We start from the raw sequence: 15892 nt of genomic DNA, 5'->3' as shown, positions 1-15892 counted from the left end.
GGTTGCGGGCAAATTCGGGACCCGGCAACCGCTCCGTCACCCGCCACGCCGCGACGGGCAGCGATGGGCGATATCGCTGCTCGATCGGCTCGCCTCGCGCCGATTCCGTTCCGGCAGGACGACACCCAGCGCGGCAGCGGTGAAGGCGGCACCGCACCACAACGCGGTGGCCGGGCGACCGGTGTGATCGACGGTCGAACCGGCGGCGACCGGCCCGAGGGTGCCCAGATAGGTGAATGCGGCGAAGGTCGCGGCGTTGACCAGGGCTCCGGCGATGACGGCGAGCACAACTGGGCGCTGCGTCAGCACGGACCATTCGCGCCGCATCGGAGGGACGGTCCCGCTCGGCGCACCACCCTCGGCCTGTGTTCGCCGGCCGAGCATCGTCCACACCGGCACGAGCACCGCCGCGCTGAGCACCGCGACGGCCCAGAACGCCGAACGCCAGCTCCAGACCTCACCCAGCATCGTGCCTGCGGGCACACCGGCGATACAGGCCACGGTCACGCCGGAGACCACCACGGAGGCCGGGCGCGCCCGACCATGGCAGGACCGGCCAACCGCGGCAGTGCGGCCGGCACGACCGCGAGGAATCCGGCCTCGGCGACCGCCGCGACACCCCGTGTGACCACCAGCGCCGCGAAACCCGTTGTGGTAGCGCCGATCACGTGAGCGGCGCAGAAGACCCCGAGAAACGCCGTGACCGAATATCGAACCGGCAACCGGCCCGCGGTCATCGCCATCACCGGCGCTCCCATCACCATTCCGGCGGCGAACAGCGAGGTCAGCAAACCGGCGGCGCCGAGCGAGACGCCGACATCGTCGGCGATCCGCCGCAGCAGTCCCGACACCATGAACTCCGATGTGCCCTGCGCGAACACCGCGACAGCCAGCACGAAAACCACAGGGGGCATGAGGAAGTACTCCAGGAGACTGGGCGCACACGTATGCGGGCGCCCGGCGAAAGAATCCGGCATCATCCGGCGCTGCGAGAGACGCCGACCGCACCGGTCGCTCAGCGACCGGCGGGAATCCTGCTCACAACGCCGCCCGGCCCACAGGCCGAGCGGCTACCGTTCGGATGCCTCCGGAGAACTCACCTCGCCACCTTGACAACGCGTATCGACGCGGTGGCGACGCCGCCGGAAATCGAAGGCGCCCGGCGACACTCGACCTAATTCAGGCGGGCGGCACGGTCGCGCAACAACGCCTGTTCGGCGGCGTTGGCGGTGAGTGCGGCGGCGCGCAAATAGGCGGCGCGGGCATCGGCCGGGCGGTCCAGCTGCGAGAGGAAGTGGGCGCGCACGGCGTGGAGCAGATGGTAGGAGTCGAGTGTGCCGGTCGCGGCCACCGCGTCGACGAGGTCGAGACCCGCGGCGGGACCGTGCACCATGGCCACCGCGACGGCGCGGTTCACCTCGACGACAGGCGACGGAAAGCGTTCGGCGAGAACGGCGTACAGGCCGGCGATGCGCCGCCAGTCGGTGTCCTCGGAGGTGGCGGCCATGGCGTGCGCGGCGGCGATGGCGCCCTGCAGGGCGTAGCGGCCGGGCGGAACACCACGACGCACGGCCAGGTTGTGGGCCCGGCCGAGGGCGGCGAAACCGCGGCGGATGGAGAGCTGATCCCAGCGGCTGCGGTCCTGATCGGGCAGCAGCACAAGCTGTTTCGTCGCGTCGCTGCGCGCGCCGGTCCGGGAGGCCTGCAATTCCACGAGTGCGGCGAGGCCGAATGCTTCCGGCTCCCGGGGCATCAGCCCGGTGAGGATGCGCGCCAATCGCAATGCGTCGTCGCACAGTTCGGCGCGCACCCAGTTGTCGCCGGAGGTGGCGGCATACCCCTCGTTGAAGATCAGATAGATGACCTCGAGCACGGATTCCAGCCGGTCGGCCAGCTGCGGACCCGCCGGAACCTCGTAGGGCAGCTTCTTCTCGGCGATGGTGCGTTTGGCTCGTACGATCCGTTGTGCCACCGTCGTTTCCGGCACGAGATACGCGCGGGCGATCTCCTCGGTGGTCAGGCCGCCGACCATGCGCAGCGTCAATGCCACCCGAGCCGGCTGCGACAACGCGGGATGACATGCGGTGAACACCATGCGCAGCAGGTCGTCATCGATGTCGTTCGGTTGCTCGCCGGTCTGTTCGGTGAGCAGGTCGTGTCCGAGCATCGGCAGTTTGCGGGCGAAGGTGGCGTCACGCCGGATCCGGTCGATGGCGCGGTGTTTCGCGGTGAGCATCAGCCAGCCGCCCGGGTTCGGCGGAACCCCCTCGCGCGGCCACTGTTCCAGGGCCGCCAGATGTGCGTCCTGGGCGAATTCCTCGGCGGTGGCGATATCACCGACCAGCCGGGTGAGTCCGGCCACGAGTTTCGGCCATTCGATGCGCCACGCCGCCTCGACGGCCCGAGCCGCCGGTGAGCGGCCGTCGGCACCATCGTGCGGGCGGCCACTCACCTCGGGTAAGGACATAACGTCAAGCCTGGTCGTCGAGCTGACGGATCTCCAGTTCGATATCCCATTCCGGCCCGTGCAACCGCAGGAACCGCGAACCCCACTCCACGGCTTCGTCCTGCGAGCGGGTCTGCACGAGGCAGTATCCGCCGATGACCTCCTTGGACTCGCTGAACGGGCCGTCGAGCACGCTCTGCTTGCCACCGGTCTGGCGAACCCGCACGCCCTCCTCGACCGGTCGCAGTCCCGCCGTGTCGAGCAGGACGCCGGCCTTGGTCATCTCCTCAAGCAGTTTGCCCATATTCTCGGCCATCGCGGGATCCGGCCCCTGCGTCGGCGCGGCCGTGGGATCGAGACGGATCAGCATCAGATAGCGCATGTCCGCATCCTTCCTCATCGCACCTGGTAGCGCAGATACACCGCGCCCGAACCGAAAGCCTTCGACTCCAGCAGGTCGAGATCCAGTTTCGCCTTGTCGTGAAACACCGGCGTGCCGGAACCGAGCGTGACCGGATGGACGACGATGCGGAACTCGTCGACCAGACCCATATCGATGAACGAATGCACCAGCTTGGGACTGGCGTAGATCGCGATCACGCCGCCGTCCTCACGCTTCAGCGCCTCGATCTGCGCGGCGAGGTCGCTGCTGATCAGCCGGGTGTTGTTCCATTCGGCCGACTCCAGCGTGGTGGAGCAGACGATCTTGTCCACGGCGTTGACCCATTCGGCGTGCCTGCGTTCGGCCGGCGAACTCTCGGCATTCGGATGCTGCGACCAGTATCCGAACATCCCCAGATAGGTCTCCCGGCCGTAGACCGCGGTGTCGAAGTCGGCCTGAATGTGTTCGGCATACGCCTGCAATTCGTCGTCGTAGGCGCGGAAGGTGAACTCGAATCCCAGGTTCTCGCCGGAGGAGGCGTAACCGTCCAGCGTCATGTGCTCGAAAGCCACCACTGTGCGCATGCTTGTGTCCTTCCAGGGGTGGGCTGCCTCTCAGCCCCTCACCTACCCCTCGAACGGGACACCCCTGGAATCGACATCATCGGAAAAAATCTTTACCGCTTGCGGCCGACCGCGGCATATCCGGCGGCCGGAGGCGCGGTCGCACCGGTGTCGAGCGTGCTCACATCGTCGGGCAGTGCGGGAGCCACCCCGCCGGCGTGCCAGTCGTCGATCGCCACGATGCCGGGCTCGATCACATCCATGTCGCGAAAGAAGCGCGCGACCCCGTCGTAGGACCGAGCTTCCATCTCGATCCCGCTCTGCCGATAGGCCGCGACCGTCCCCTCGACCATGTCCGGGGCGAAATCGGGGCTCAGGTGTGTCATCACCAGAAACGATCCAGGGGCCAGCGGTGCCAGCAGGGTGTCGATGATGTCGTACACCTCGTCTCCCGGCACGAAGTGACACAGCGCTATCAGACTCAGCGCCACCGGCTTCGAAAAGTCCAGTGTCGCCTCCACCTCGGGTGCGGACAGAATCCTTCCCGGATCGTGCACATCCGCCTCGACGTATCGGGTGACCCCCTCCGGAGTCCCGGTCAGCAGTGCCCGCGCGTGGGCCAGCACGATCGGGTCGTTGTCGACGTACACCACGCGCGCATCGGGTGCGGCCTCCTGCGCGACCTGGTGCAGGTTCGGCTCGGTCGGGATTCCGGTGCCGATGTCGAGAAACTGGCGAACGCCGAGGTCGGCACTCAGGTGCCGGACCGCGCGCGCCATGAATGCCCTGTTACCCCGCGCGACCGCCCGCACCGACGGGATGGCCTGCTCGATCGCTGCCGCCGCTACCCGGTCGGCTTCGTAGTTGTCACGTCCGCCGAGGTAGTAGTCGTATATGCGGGCACTGTGCGCCCGATCCTGTCCGAGATCCACCACACCGCCGTCGTCGGCCACGGCCCGCTCCTCTCCACTTGTGTTGTCGCAGAGGAGTTAACCACTGCGGGCCACCGTCACACCACGGCATCGATGACATCAGTGGAGCGGCCCGGATGACTTCCGGAATGGCTACGGCCCCGCGACCGGGCTGAGGCAGCTGGCCGGGGGGTCGACGAAGATGCAGAGGGCCGGGGCTCGGGTGGGGCGGTAGTCGGCGGGGACGCCGCCCGCGGCGACGATCTGCGCGTAGGTGCCGACGGCGTCGGTCGGACGGCGAGTGAGCGACGGATCGGTGCGGACGTCGACGGTGTAGAGGCCGAAACGGGGTGTGTAGCTGCCCCATTCGTAGTTGTCGGTGAGGCTCCAGTAGTTGTAGCCCATCACGTTCATACCGTCGGCCTTGGCGCGCTGCAGCCAGTAGACGGTGTCGCGGAGGTGGTCGCTGCGGGTGTAGCCGTCGCCGCGGGGCAGGCCGTTCTCGGTGGGCATGCCGTTCTCGACGATATACAGCGGCTTGCCCGGGAAGCGGCGCGAATAGTGTTGCAGCGCATAGTAGATACCCTCGGTGCGCAGCGGCATCTCCCAGATGCGCGGGCCGGGCAGGGGCGGCATCGCGGAACCGGTGGCCCGTCCGATCGCGCTGTACAGCGACTGCGCCGGGTCGAATCCGAAGTAGTAGTCGACGCCCACGTAGTCGAGCCGGGCGCCGATCCGGTCGACCAACTCGCCGTTGACCTGATCCTCCGCACCCGCGACATATCCGACGTTGGCGGTGACCTGAGCTCCGGGCTGCTTCTGATGGATGTAGTCGTAGCTGGCGTTGTGCACGTCGACGACCCCGGTCAGCATCGTGTTGGCATCGGCGCCGCCCTCGCGCACCTCGTTCTGAATGTAGGCGACCGGTTCGTTCACGGTGACCCACAACGGGTTCCGCGAGGAGTAGCGATCGACGACGGCGCGCATGTTGGCCAGCCAGTCCCCCACCATGCCCGGATTGCGCCAGCCGCCCCGGTCCGCCTCCCAGCCCGGATACACCCAGTGGTCGAGGGTGATCATCGGCCGCATCCCGGCGCGCACGATGCTGTCGACGACCGAATCGTAGAAGCGAAACGCGTTGTCGTCCCACTTCCCGGGCGTGGGCTGCAACCGCGCCCATTCGATCCCGACCCGGAACACGCGCATGCCCATATCGGCGGCCAGGCGGATGTCGGAGTCGTAGCGATCGACGAAGTCGACCGAATCCTGCAGTGGTTCGTAGCCGGGATTGCGAGCGATATAGCGAGTCCAGTTGCTGTCCGGCGCATGTCCTTCGGACTGGAAACCGGAACTCGACACGCCCCACAGGAAACCGGGGTCGAGCGACGACAGCGCCGCCGCCCGCATCGGTGGGCCGGCGAGGGCCGGAGTGCCGCTCAGCAACACCGACGCAACAGCGACGAACACGGCCGAGACATTGCGCAGAAACCGGGATCGCATCAAGCCAGGGTAACGAATACAGTCCGTCCGCGCTGGTGATCGGTCACCACTACGTCACCGTCACAATGGGTTCCGCCGGCGCACCAGCGACCCGCGAGCATCGCGACGGCTCGCGGCCGCACCGCATCGGAGGACGGTCAGCCGCCCAGCTCCGGCCTGGTCAGATCGTTTTCTCCCGCAGTCGGTCCGCGACCCACGTGTCGATCTCCCGGAGCGCGGCGGCGGCCATGCCGGTGGAGCGAGCCCGCGACCACCGTGTCCGGGTGCCGCACCCGTTCCGGCAGACTGGGCGGATGGCACATTCCGCCGCGTACCGCCCCACGCCGGCGGACCTCGCCGCCGCGAAGGACCGGACCATTCCCGATCTGGTGGCACCCGGCCTACGGGTCCTGTTCTGCGGTATCAATCCGGGACTGTGGTCGGGCGCGACCGGCCACCATTTCGCTCGCCCCGGAAACCGCTTCTGGCCCGCGCTGTTCCGCTCCGGCTTCACACCACGCCTGTTCCGCCCCGACGAGCAGGAAGAACTGCTCGCACTGGGGCTGGGCATCACCAATGTCGCCGCACGAACGACCGCGAAGGCCGACGAACTCACAGCGGAGGAGCTGCGCGAGGGCGGTCGCGCGCTTGCCGAGCGAGTCCGGCACTACCGCCCACGCGTCCTGGCCGTCCTCGGCCTGGGCGCCTACCGCACCGCATTCGGCCGGCCGCGAACCACCGTCGGACGCCAACCCGAAACCCTCGGCACCACCGCGATCTGGGTGCTACCCAACCCGAGCGGCCTCAACGCCCACTACACCCTCGACGCCCTGGCAGCCGAATTCCGCACACTGCGGGAGGCGACGGAAACCGGCTGACGTCGGTATGTCGCTGCCACCGCGGTTGACCACGGCGACACCGGCCGATGCCGCTGTCACCCGATTCGAACGACCCGTGCCCAGTCGGGCGGCCGCGCCGGAAAGTAATCCGGATCGGCCTCGTTCCACGACCGCTGTCGTCCCAGCAAGCCCACGACCGTCCGGCACGCGGGCCGGGCCGCGGGCCACGGTGTATGACCGTCGGTCAGGACAACGATCACGTCCGGACGGACCTGCGCGCGTAGCGCTTCGGCGAAACCCGCGCGCAGATCCGTGCCGCCGCCACCGACCAGCTCGATGCCGTCCGCTCGGCACAGGGGTTGCGCGATCCGAGCCGCGGCGTCGCAGGACAGGACCCGGACGAGATCGCGGCGACCGCCCACGGCACGGAAGATCGCCAGCGTTTCCACCAGGGCGCTACCCAGTTCCGCGTCGCTCACCGACCCCGAGGTGTCGATCACCACGCTGACCCGCGGCGGGGTGTGCCGCAGGCTCGGTAGCACCACGCCGGGCACTGCGGTTGATCGCCGAGCCGGCCGGCCATAGGTGTAGTCGTCGCCGGCACCGGACGCGGAGACCGCGGAGCGGATGGCGCCGCGCAGCAGGTCCCGCCACGGCTGCGGTGGATGCAACGCCTCCTCCGCCCAGCGCCGCCACCCCCGGGGCGCGTTACCCGGATGACCGTCGATACCCTGGGCCACGCGGAACCGGACCGCTTCGCGTTCCTGATCGCTGAGGCCGTTCGCACCGTCCGGCCCGTACTCCCATGCGCGGTCCAGTCCGTCGGCACCGCTGCCGCAATCCAGCCACGCCATGTCCTGGGTGTGTGGTCCCAAGCGGAATTGACGCAGATAGTCCTCCATGAGTTCACCGCTGCGCAGTCCCAGACTTGCCGGTACGACAGCGCCTTCCGGCTCGATCAACCCGTCACCGAAGGCATCGTCGTTGATCTCGGCGTCCGCTGCGATATTCATTCGCAGCCGTTCCGCCGGACCGGTCAGATCGTGCTCACGAGCGAATCGGTCACTGCGCCCGTGATGGTCGCGCAGCAGATGCGAAACCTCGTGTACCAGAATCGAAGCCAGCTCCTCCACGGCCGTGCGGCCGACGAACACCGGCGATACGTAGCACCGCCAGTACCGGTCCACACCCATCGTCGGCACCGCGGGCGACTCGACGATGTGCAACGCGTACAGGGCGGTGGCCAGATAGGGGCGAGCCCGCGCGGCCAGCAGGCGGGCGGCGCCGAGCTTCTCGAAATCCACCGTCGTGGCCCCCGCGGTCATCGTCTCGCCTGCGCGGCAACGCGTTCCGCGGCGCGGTCCGCCTGTCGGGACACCGACACCGTTCCGGCGAGGTGCTCGATCGATGCCGGGACCTCCCACTGCTCGCGGCGCAGTGTGGCAAGGGTGGTTGCGGGAACGACCACCAGATCCGGCGCTCCGGTCTCGACGGCCTTCGCCAACAGCGCCCAGGCCGCGTCCCAGCGCGACTTCTCCGGCTGCCGGCGGACCGCCGCCACCACGGCGTCGAGCACGGCTTGGCGCAGATCACCGCGTTCCGGCAGGTCAGCGGTGTCCGGACAGGCGAGTAGCTGCTCCGGGTCGGGAAGTTCCATCCGGTCGATGCTGGTCAGCAGTTCGAATCCGGGGCCGTCACCGACGGTGCCCCGGACCAGCATGGACACCACATCCCGACCGACGCCGGCCGCGGTCGCGAAGGCGATCAGTCGCAGTGTCATATCCCAGCTGCGCGGCGACGGCCAGGCGCCGCCCCGTCGTGCTTCACCGCTGGGCATGCGATGCACCAACGCGGGCCGGGCAGCGAGCAGCCCGCACACCGCGCGTCGAGCGAAAGCCACTGCCTCCGGGAACTTTTCGGGGTCCAGCGTGGGCAGATCCGCACGGGGCCAGACTCCGCCCAAGCCGCGCACCACGACATCGGGGTCGTGAGTCCAGGTGAGGTGGACGAATCGGTTGGCCAGCGGCGGGCTCAATTCCCAGCCGTCCGCGGCCGACGAGCGCGGGTTGGCGGCAGCGACGACGCGGACACCGGCCGGCAGCCGCAACGCACCGATTCGGCGTTCCAGGACGAGCCGCAACAGCGCCGCCTGCACCGCGGGCGGTGCGGTCGACAGTTCGTCCAGGAACAGCAAACCCCGACCGGCGCGCACGAGCCGTACCGCCCAATCCGGCGGAGCCAGCGGCACACCGTGTGCCGCGGGATCCTCTCCGACGACGGGCAGGCCCGAAAAATCGGACGGTTCGTGCACACTCGCGATCACGGTGGTCAGCGGAAGGTCCAAGGTTTCGGAGAGTTGGGTCAGGGCCGCGGTCTTCCCGATTCCGGGTTCGCCCCACAGGAGCACCGGAAGGTCGGCGGCCACGGCCACGGTCAGGGCCTCCAGTTGGATATCGGAGCGCGGCTCGGTGGTCGCCTCGTTCAGCAGAGTCAGCAGTTCTCCGGCGGCGTCGAGCCGGGCGGCGGCTCGTGCCGTGGTCGGAACAGGTGTGGTCATCGTGAATCACCCTCGGTTTCAGAAGAATCGGGCACATGCGCGGTGCGCGGTCAGCGCGACGTCGCATGGCGGGGATGTGTGCGGTGGGAGGGCGTGCGTCGTTTCGCCGGCGGGAAGGCCTCAGAGGAATCGGACAGCCCGGTGCGGAATTGCCGGTACGTGCTTTCCCGCTGTGCGGCCGCCTCCAGTTCGTCTCGCAACGCTCCCGGACGCAACAGCGCCGCGGTTCCGAGCAGGTTTTCGACGACGGCCAACGCTCCGGCGATATCTCCGTGACGCAACCGATCCCGGACACCGGCAAGGCAATCCGGCCGGCGGTGCGCCAGATCGATCGCTTGCAGGCAGGGCAGCGGTGTCCCGGACAGTGCGACGAGCAGTTCTTCGCGGCGGATCTCGGCGGGGCTGTGATCGAGCGCGGTCAGCTCGCCGTCCACCAGTGCGATGCGGTGCTGCTCTCCCCGGCACCGCACCAGATGCGGATGATCGTGCCGTTCTGCCTCGAACGACGTTGCGGCCGAGCAGAACTCAGGCACGATCGCCGAAGCGACCAGCGGATGCAGGCGATCGGCCGTGATCGCACCGGCGCGCAGCAATGCCAGATCGGGAAGCACCCAGGTCGCCGCGTACGGCAGGATCGGAAGCGTGGGTACCGCGCCCTGCGCGTATCCCGGCGCGACCCGCAGCGCGGGAGGATCCCCTTCGTACTCGAGGATCACCCGATGTCGTGCGCCCAATTGCACCAGCACCGGTCCGCGCCGATATCCGTCGGCGCACAGCAGTAACTCCGCCTCGGCCGCCCACAGGTCGACAGCACTCCCGGGCGGGGCGTGCTTCGCGACCGCACTCTCCGTGCGGCTTACCTCGGCTGTTTCCCCTGCGCCGCACCGTGTTCCGAGTTCGTCGGTGCGGCGCGCGTCCCAGAGGTGACGGTGCAGGTCGAATCGGAAACAGCGGTTGGGTCGGGGATGCGGATGCGAGCCGATCCCGCGGTCCGGACAGGATTCGTCCCACAGCGCCAGGCTCATACGTTGTCCGGAGTCCGCCCAGGCCGGCGGCGTGCGGACGACGAGATGCACGAAACTGGCTCTACGACATCGCTTTCTGCGCTGTCCGGTGTCGTATCGAGCCAGAGTCGTCGTGAGGCCCGGCCGTAACACGCCGTCGGAAGCGACCCTCGGCATATGCCAGCGCAGTAGATCCGGCGCCAGATGCCGCAGATCGCCCAGTACTCGGGCGGCAAGTTCGCTGCCGTGGGTATGTGCCAGTGCGCGCGGATCGACATCGACATCGACCCCCGCCGCGGCACACGCTCCGGCCCAGTCCCCGGCACGGCGCCGGGTGGTCGCGGTCTCGATCATGGAGGGCGGCACGGCGAACTCGCGTATCCGCAGCCACAAGGGAATTCGGGAATCGTTCCCGTTCACGGTCACAGGGTGCATCAGCACTCACCTGGCGCGAACGAGACCCCCAATCCTGTTTCGAAATGAGTCATCATCACGGCCGATGATACCGCCTTTCAGAACACGAAGCCACGCAGTGCCAGGAACCGCATACCGCCGACCGCACCGGTGACGGCGAGGACGGCGCTCGCCTGGGCGAGGCCGGCGAGGCCGGGGGCCCAGAACCGGAGGCCGGCGAGCGCTGCGGTGCTGATAATCACGCCGACGAGCGCGAGGCCGCCGCCTTCCCACTGCGCGGTGAACCAGCCGACGCGTCCGGTCGCCCGGAAGGTGAGCCGGCGGTGCATTTCGTTCGCGATCGCCGTACTGACCAGCGAGCCCGCGATATTCGCGACCAGCGGGCCGACCCCGCTCATGAGCAGGAACAGCACGGCGTAGGCGATATTGGCGGCGCCACCGACCAGGGCGAAGCGGATCAACTGGGCGACGGCGTGATCACCTCGCAGATATCGCCGGCCGCGATCGAGCCACTGCGGAAGTCGGCCACCGAGGGGCCCATCGAAACGCCCGGCGAGGGTCGTGTCCCACACGGCATTCCGCGCTCCGCAGGTGGCAACTGCTCCGCTGTTCATGAGAAGACTGTCGTCCACGCCGCTGTCACCGGACTGACGCCGCGCTGACACGATGCTTACACCGGATTCCACTCGGGTAGCCCGGCGCGGGCTGATTCACCTGTACCACCGGAAAGCTCTGCGCGAGAACCTATTAGAGTCTCTCCATGGGGCGGCACGCGCGAGTTGCGCGACTCGGCCAGGTAGCCGAACTGGCGGGGCCCGTCGTGCTGACTTCCGCGACGACGCTGGTGCTGGGCGTGACCGATACCGCGCTCCTGGGCCACCATTCGATCGAAGCGCTCGGCGTCGCCACATCGGTGCTGCCGATATGGATCTTCTGCACCGCGGTGGTGGTGCCGTGGGGATCGGCGACGCAGATACTCGTCGCCCGCCGGCACGGCGCCGGTGACTCCGATGCGATCCGGAACGTGACGTCGACCGGCTTGTCCGGCGCAGCCGCGGTCGGCGTGGCGGTCGCGATGGTCGCGGCGGCGGCCGCGCCGGTGATCGTGGCGGTGACCGCGCCGGCGGGCCTGGATCGCCGCGAAGCAACGGTCATGTTGTGGATTCTGTTGTGCGGGTTGCCGTTCACGGCCGTCACCGCACATGTGCGCGGTGTGCTCGCCGGAATCGGTGATACGAGAAGCGGCGCCCAGGTGGCGGTGGCGGTGGCCGTGCTGAATGTGATGGTGTCGGCGATCCTGATCTTCGCCGCGGGGTGGGGACCGGCGGGTTCCGCGATCGGTTCCACTCTCGCCGTCGCGGCCGGCACAGTCGCTCTGCTCCCGCGCGTTCGCCGGGCCACCGGGCTCGCGGTCGTCTGGGCCAGGGCAGATCGCACGGTATGGCACGCGGTGACCGCGCTCGCCGTGCCGGATGTCGTATTCGGAGTAGTCGGCTACGGGAGCGATGCAGTCATCGCGGCGGTGGTGGCCGAAGCGGGGACGGTGAGCCTGGCCGCGCACCGGGTGATGAGCCTGGCGATCTCGACGGTGTGGATGCTCGTGTTCGGAATCGGCGTCGCGACAGCGGTTTTGGCGGGACAGTGCCTCGGCGCCGGTGACGATCGGGAGCGCCACGCCGTCGTGCGAGCCGGCGCGGCGCTGATGGTCGGCGCCTCGAGTGCGGTCGCGCTGCTGGTCACCGCGCTGTCGCCCGTGTTGTTCCGGCTCGTCTCAGGCGACGCCGCGGTCAGTGCGACCGCTCGCGGGGTGGTGTGGTCGTTGCCGGTACTGGCGCCGATCATGTCGATCGGCATGGTCTACGCCGCTCAGCTACGCGCGGCCGGGAACACGAAAGCGGTGATGTCCGCGTCCGTGTTCTCGGTCGTCTGCGTCACCCTGCCCGCCGTGTGGATATCGGCCGCCGTGCTGCACTGGGGGCTCACCGGTGTCTACCTCGGGATCGTGGCCGGCTGGATCGCTCGGGCCGCGGCCACACACCGGCGCCGGCGCGCAGGAGCGGGCCCTACCCCAGCTTGAAGACATTCGCCTTTCCGGAGACCACGGTGTCCTGCGGATCCACCAACGCCACCCGGACCTGCACCGTCTGGCCCTGCTGCAATTGCGCGGGCGACCCGTCGGGCCCGGTCAGCACGACGACGGTGCTCTGCGCTTGCCCGTCGCACGTGACCTGCGGTTGCGTACCCATCGCGGACGGTGCGTCGGCGTTGGGATCACCCACCATGACCTTGACGGCGGATGCGCCGGAGTTGGCATCACAGGTGTAGTCGACCCCCACGTTCGCAGGTCCCACACCTTTGATGTCGATCGTATTGGCGGCGAGCGCCGGAGCGGCCGTCGAGACAGCGGCCCACCCCATCGCTGCCAGAGCGCTGACGAAAAGAGCTGAGCTTCGGTAGTTCCGGCCGGTCATCATCGATCTCGTCCTCCTGGCTTGTCGTACGAACGGTGATACCGAGTCGTTGGAACGCCGGTTTCGGACCTCTCGCGGGCCGGCGGACGCGATGACAGGCCCGCACGTACCCGCCGACACCAGTATCGAGCCGTGGTGTGGATACCCGGAAGCACAGCTTCAAACTCGCTCCACAGAGTCGTGTCCACCGACGCTCGAGGCGTGGGACCACCTGCGGATGCGAGTCCGCGGTCACGAACGAAGGTGTGCCAGCAGTTCGTCCGCGGCCGGGTACGGGTCCTCATGGGGCAGTAGTCGGGCAGCAGAGTCGAGGTCGCCGTCTCTGACCAGCTCGTGAATCTCGTGGGCCAGTGGAGTCATGTCGCTGATGGCGACTGTCCACTCGTCCGCGTAGCGCCGTACGGCTTCACCGCAGAGCCCGAGTTGCAGCGAGCGGTACGGAAGGGGTCGCAGATGCAGATCCCGCTCGGGATCCCACTGGACGCGGGCGGGCGCGCGCTTGAGCCGGCGTTGCCAGGTGCTGCGGTCGGAATGCAGCCCGGGCTTGTAGCTCGACAGGCACGCATGGCGCAGTGCCCATTCGAAACCGCTGCGTGAGATCTCCACGGCAAGGATGGTCTCTTGATCCGGCTTCGTGCCCCATCCGCAGCGGTACATCATCCACAGGAACGACGGCTTGATCCACGTCATCCGGTCCCGGTTCCATGCCGCGGGGAAGGCGCCGTCGCGGATGGCGGGCCTGCCGATGTCCGGGGAGTATGCCTGGTAGACCGTGACGGTGGATGCCGTATGGAGCGCACGGATCCCGTGTTGTGGTTCTTCCATGTTGTAGAGCGTGACGCCGAACGACTCGGTCGGCGAGCGAATTTCCGACCCCGTCGAATCATTCAGCTAGGCGAACGCGGGTTTCCATCCCAGCTGCGGAGCGATCAACTCCACCGTGTCGTGCAGGATCTGCTCGTAGTCCGCGCGATGGAACTCGTAGGGCAGCTCGAGGCGTAGTTCGCTGGTTTGCGCGAGAACCGGATCGGCATGCAGCTGTTCGAGGATCTGCTCGGCGGTGCCGACGACATCCGGGGCGAACAACACCCGCCGCTCGCCCTGCGGGCCGAGCGTGCGCTGGTGCCGGCTCGCGGCGTAGGCGCGGTACCGCTCCCGGGTCGCGCGGTCGGCGCTGTCGAACGGGACGATCACCCGGCCGATCGCGACGCGCGCAGGTCGCGCCGGATCGATCCGCTCGCGATAATCGCTGATCAGTCCCAGCTGCGCGGTCGTGAAATCGTCACTGCGATCACCGAATACGATATTTCCGCTCAGCAGATTCAGTCCGCTCTCCGCCGCCCAGCGCACCGACCGGGTGCTGCCGCCGCCGTACCAGACTCGGTCGGCCAGGCCGGGGCTGTGCGGCTGCAGCCGAGGGCGCTGGGTGTTACCCGGCGAGTGGATGACGGTGTCGGCATCACCGAGATAATGGCCGCGCAGATTCTCGATGAGCCGGGCCACCCGGCCGTAGGACAGGTCGAAGCCGCGCCAGTCACCATCGAAGACCAGATCGCCGATCAGCTCGGCATGCGGCGGCATCCCCGCGCTGAACCCCGGCTGCAAGCGGCCCTGGGACAACACATCGGCCAGCGACAGGTCCTCGGCCAGCCGGAACGGGCTCTCATAACCGATCGGAATCACCGCCGCGCCCAACTCGACCCGATCCGTGCGCTGGGCGGCCGCGGCCAGGAAGACCGCCGCCGAACCGACACCGTGCTCGAGATGCCGCTGCCGGACCCACGCGCCGTCGAACCCGAGCCGCTCGCCGTATTCGAACAGCTGCAGCGTGTCCTCGAGGCCGGTGTACGGATCGTCGTCGAGGTAGTTGCCCGGGGTCAGAAACGCCAGCGAACCGATCCGCGGAGAACTCATCCCTGACGCTCGTAGGGGATCTTCTCCCCCGCCTCGATCGCGATCGGCAGCCGGTTCTCCGCCGGCGGCAGCGGGCAGGTCGCCAGATCGGTGTACGCGCACGGCAGATTCACCGCGCGGTTGAAGTCGAGCACCACCGTTGCGTCGGAATCGCGCGCCGGCACCTGTACCACCCGATTCGCCGCGTAGGTGGTCACTCCGGAGGTCGCGTCGGTGAACAGCACCGACAGGTCGCCGGGGTTCTTGCCGGGAAAAGCGGTCAGGCGCAACGGCTTACCGTCGATCTCGAATTCGATCCGTCCCGGCGCGTCGTAGACGTGCTCGAGTCCTTCCACGGCGGCACCGACCGTCGTCGGACGCGGCTCATCGAAGGCCACATAGCGTCCGCGCACCACCCATTTCGGCTCCGGCGCGAAGGCGGGGGTGCCGCGAAAAGCGATGCGCAGCGGGTTGTTCGGGTGTCGTGGCCGCACGATATCGTGGCCGCCACGTTTGGCGACCTCGATCACCGCGTCACCCCACACCGCGTTCACGCCACCCCGCTCGGGAACGATGCCGAACCCGTAGCGGCCACGCACCCGCGCGTCGTCGACGACCAGCTCTTCCCCCTCGTCGAGGACGACCACCACGCCGTCGGCCCCCGTCGACCAGGCGCCGGGCGCATCGTCGAAGCGCTGCGGCGTCTCGGTGAGCCAGTGCAGGCTCGTGATGGCGAGGAACCCGTGCCGATCGGACAGGTGCGCCTCCTGCCGCCGATGCCATTCCTGCCACTCGGTGGTGAACGTGTCCGCATCGGCGGGCGAGGGTGCCTGAGTTGCCATGTCTCGATGTAAGCGGATGCCGCGGCCCGGGCACAGACTTGCGCTCAGCCCGAACGCAATTCGAGTCTCGGCCGATGCCGAGCAGGGGGAT

Annotated in this window: 17 protein-coding genes; 2 read left to right on the top strand and 15 right to left on the bottom strand. The window is 68.4% G+C overall.

From position 1 onward, the window contains the following. Positions 1-36: 36 nt before the first annotated feature. The 7 genes from A5789_RS37490 to A5789_RS28065 all read right to left on the bottom strand — a co-directional run bounded on the left by A5789_RS37490 (position 37) and on the right by A5789_RS28065 (position 5802). Positions 37-507, bottom strand: coding sequence for an MFS transporter (locus A5789_RS37490; protein WP_181064067.1), 471 nt, complete (start codon positions 505-507; stop codon positions 37-39). Beyond that, a complete protein-coding gene (locus A5789_RS37485) occupies positions 504-914 on the bottom strand; it encodes an MFS transporter (protein WP_169812396.1) in 411 nt (136 codons plus the stop codon). Before A5789_RS37485 ends, A5789_RS37490 begins: the two co-directional genes overlap by 4 nt. Positions 915-1174: 260 nt before the next feature. Then, entirely contained in the window at positions 1175-2467 is a 1293-nt protein-coding gene (locus A5789_RS28085; RefSeq protein ID WP_063012779.1) for an RNA polymerase sigma factor, read from the bottom strand. Positions 2468-2471: 4 nt separating this feature from the next. Beyond that, a complete protein-coding gene (locus A5789_RS28080; protein ID WP_063012902.1) occupies positions 2472-2828 on the bottom strand; it encodes a YciI family protein in 357 nt (118 codons plus the stop codon). A gap of 14 nt (positions 2829-2842) precedes the next feature. Further along, positions 2843-3412 (bottom strand): dihydrofolate reductase family protein, encoded by a 570-nt coding sequence (locus A5789_RS28075; protein WP_063012781.1) that lies wholly within the window; start codon positions 3410-3412, stop codon positions 2843-2845. A 92-nt stretch (positions 3413-3504) separates the two neighbouring features. Beyond that, the gene (locus A5789_RS28070) at positions 3505-4344 is read right to left on the bottom strand and encodes an SAM-dependent methyltransferase (RefSeq protein WP_064901317.1); all 840 of its coding nucleotides are present in this window, start codon (positions 4342-4344) and stop codon (positions 3505-3507) included. Between the two features lie 111 nt (positions 4345-4455). Continuing rightward, positions 4456-5802, bottom strand: a complete 1347-nt coding sequence (locus tag A5789_RS28065) for a family 1 glycosylhydrolase (protein WP_064908544.1) — start codon at positions 5800-5802, stop codon at positions 4456-4458. Positions 5803-6095: 293 nt separating this feature from the next. On the opposite strand from A5789_RS28065, the gene mug reads away from it, so the two are divergent. Then, positions 6096-6659, top strand: a complete 564-nt coding sequence (gene mug / locus A5789_RS28060; RefSeq protein ID WP_064901401.1) for a G/U mismatch-specific DNA glycosylase — start codon at positions 6096-6098, stop codon at positions 6657-6659. Between the two features lie 56 nt (positions 6660-6715). Here the strand turns inward: mug and A5789_RS28055 are convergent, their stop codons facing one another. The 4 genes from A5789_RS28055 to A5789_RS28040 all read right to left on the bottom strand — a co-directional run bounded on the left by A5789_RS28055 (position 6716) and on the right by A5789_RS28040 (position 11209). Further along, the gene (locus A5789_RS28055) at positions 6716-7945 is read right to left on the bottom strand and encodes a VWA-like domain-containing protein (protein WP_064901321.1); all 1230 of its coding nucleotides are present in this window, start codon (positions 7943-7945) and stop codon (positions 6716-6718) included. Further along, positions 7942-9177, bottom strand: a complete 1236-nt coding sequence (locus tag A5789_RS28050; RefSeq protein WP_064901323.1) for a MoxR family ATPase — start codon at positions 9175-9177, stop codon at positions 7942-7944. The genes A5789_RS28055 and A5789_RS28050 overlap by 4 nt, the downstream gene beginning before the upstream one ends. Before the next feature lie 50 nt (positions 9178-9227). Continuing rightward, entirely contained in the window at positions 9228-10601 is a 1374-nt protein-coding gene (locus tag A5789_RS28045) for a hypothetical protein (RefSeq protein WP_321190250.1), read from the bottom strand. A 92-nt stretch (positions 10602-10693) separates the two neighbouring features. Continuing rightward, complete coding sequence (locus A5789_RS28040) at positions 10694-11209, bottom strand: GtrA family protein (protein ID WP_064901405.1); 516 nt, start codon at positions 11207-11209, stop codon at positions 10694-10696. Between the two features lie 146 nt (positions 11210-11355). On the opposite strand from A5789_RS28040, the gene A5789_RS28035 reads away from it, so the two are divergent. Continuing rightward, positions 11356-12672 (top strand): MATE family efflux transporter, encoded by a 1317-nt coding sequence (locus tag A5789_RS28035; RefSeq protein ID WP_064927393.1) that lies wholly within the window; start codon positions 11356-11358, stop codon positions 12670-12672. On the opposite strand, the gene A5789_RS28030 is transcribed toward A5789_RS28035, so the two are convergent. The 4 genes from A5789_RS28030 to A5789_RS28015 all read right to left on the bottom strand — a co-directional run bounded on the left by A5789_RS28030 (position 12659) and on the right by A5789_RS28015 (position 15801). Beyond that, the gene (locus A5789_RS28030; protein WP_155525756.1) at positions 12659-13069 is read right to left on the bottom strand and encodes a hypothetical protein; all 411 of its coding nucleotides are present in this window, start codon (positions 13067-13069) and stop codon (positions 12659-12661) included. The genes A5789_RS28035 and A5789_RS28030 overlap by 14 nt on opposite strands. A 228-nt stretch (positions 13070-13297) precedes the next feature. Next, positions 13298-13891, bottom strand: coding sequence for a DUF4291 domain-containing protein (locus A5789_RS28025; RefSeq protein ID WP_063012796.1), 594 nt, complete (start codon positions 13889-13891; stop codon positions 13298-13300). Positions 13892-13957: 66 nt separating this feature from the next. After that, positions 13958-14980 carry an LLM class flavin-dependent oxidoreductase gene (locus A5789_RS28020; protein WP_064901326.1) on the bottom strand — a complete coding sequence of 341 codons (1023 nt, stop codon included), beginning with the start codon at positions 14978-14980 and terminating at the stop codon, positions 13958-13960. Next, positions 14977-15801, bottom strand: coding sequence for a DUF1684 domain-containing protein (locus tag A5789_RS28015; protein ID WP_064901328.1), 825 nt, complete (start codon positions 15799-15801; stop codon positions 14977-14979). Before A5789_RS28015 ends, A5789_RS28020 begins: the two co-directional genes overlap by 4 nt. Between the last annotated feature and the right edge of the window lie 91 nt (positions 15802-15892).

The sequence above is a fragment of the Nocardia sp. 852002-51101_SCH5132738 genome (assembly GCF_001665695.1).
In the GTDB taxonomy this organism is placed as follows: Bacteria; Actinomycetota; Actinomycetes; order Mycobacteriales; family Mycobacteriaceae; genus Nocardia; species Nocardia nova.
Note: the sequence above shows the minus strand (reverse complement) of the source record. Positions and strands in the feature narration are given on the sequence as shown.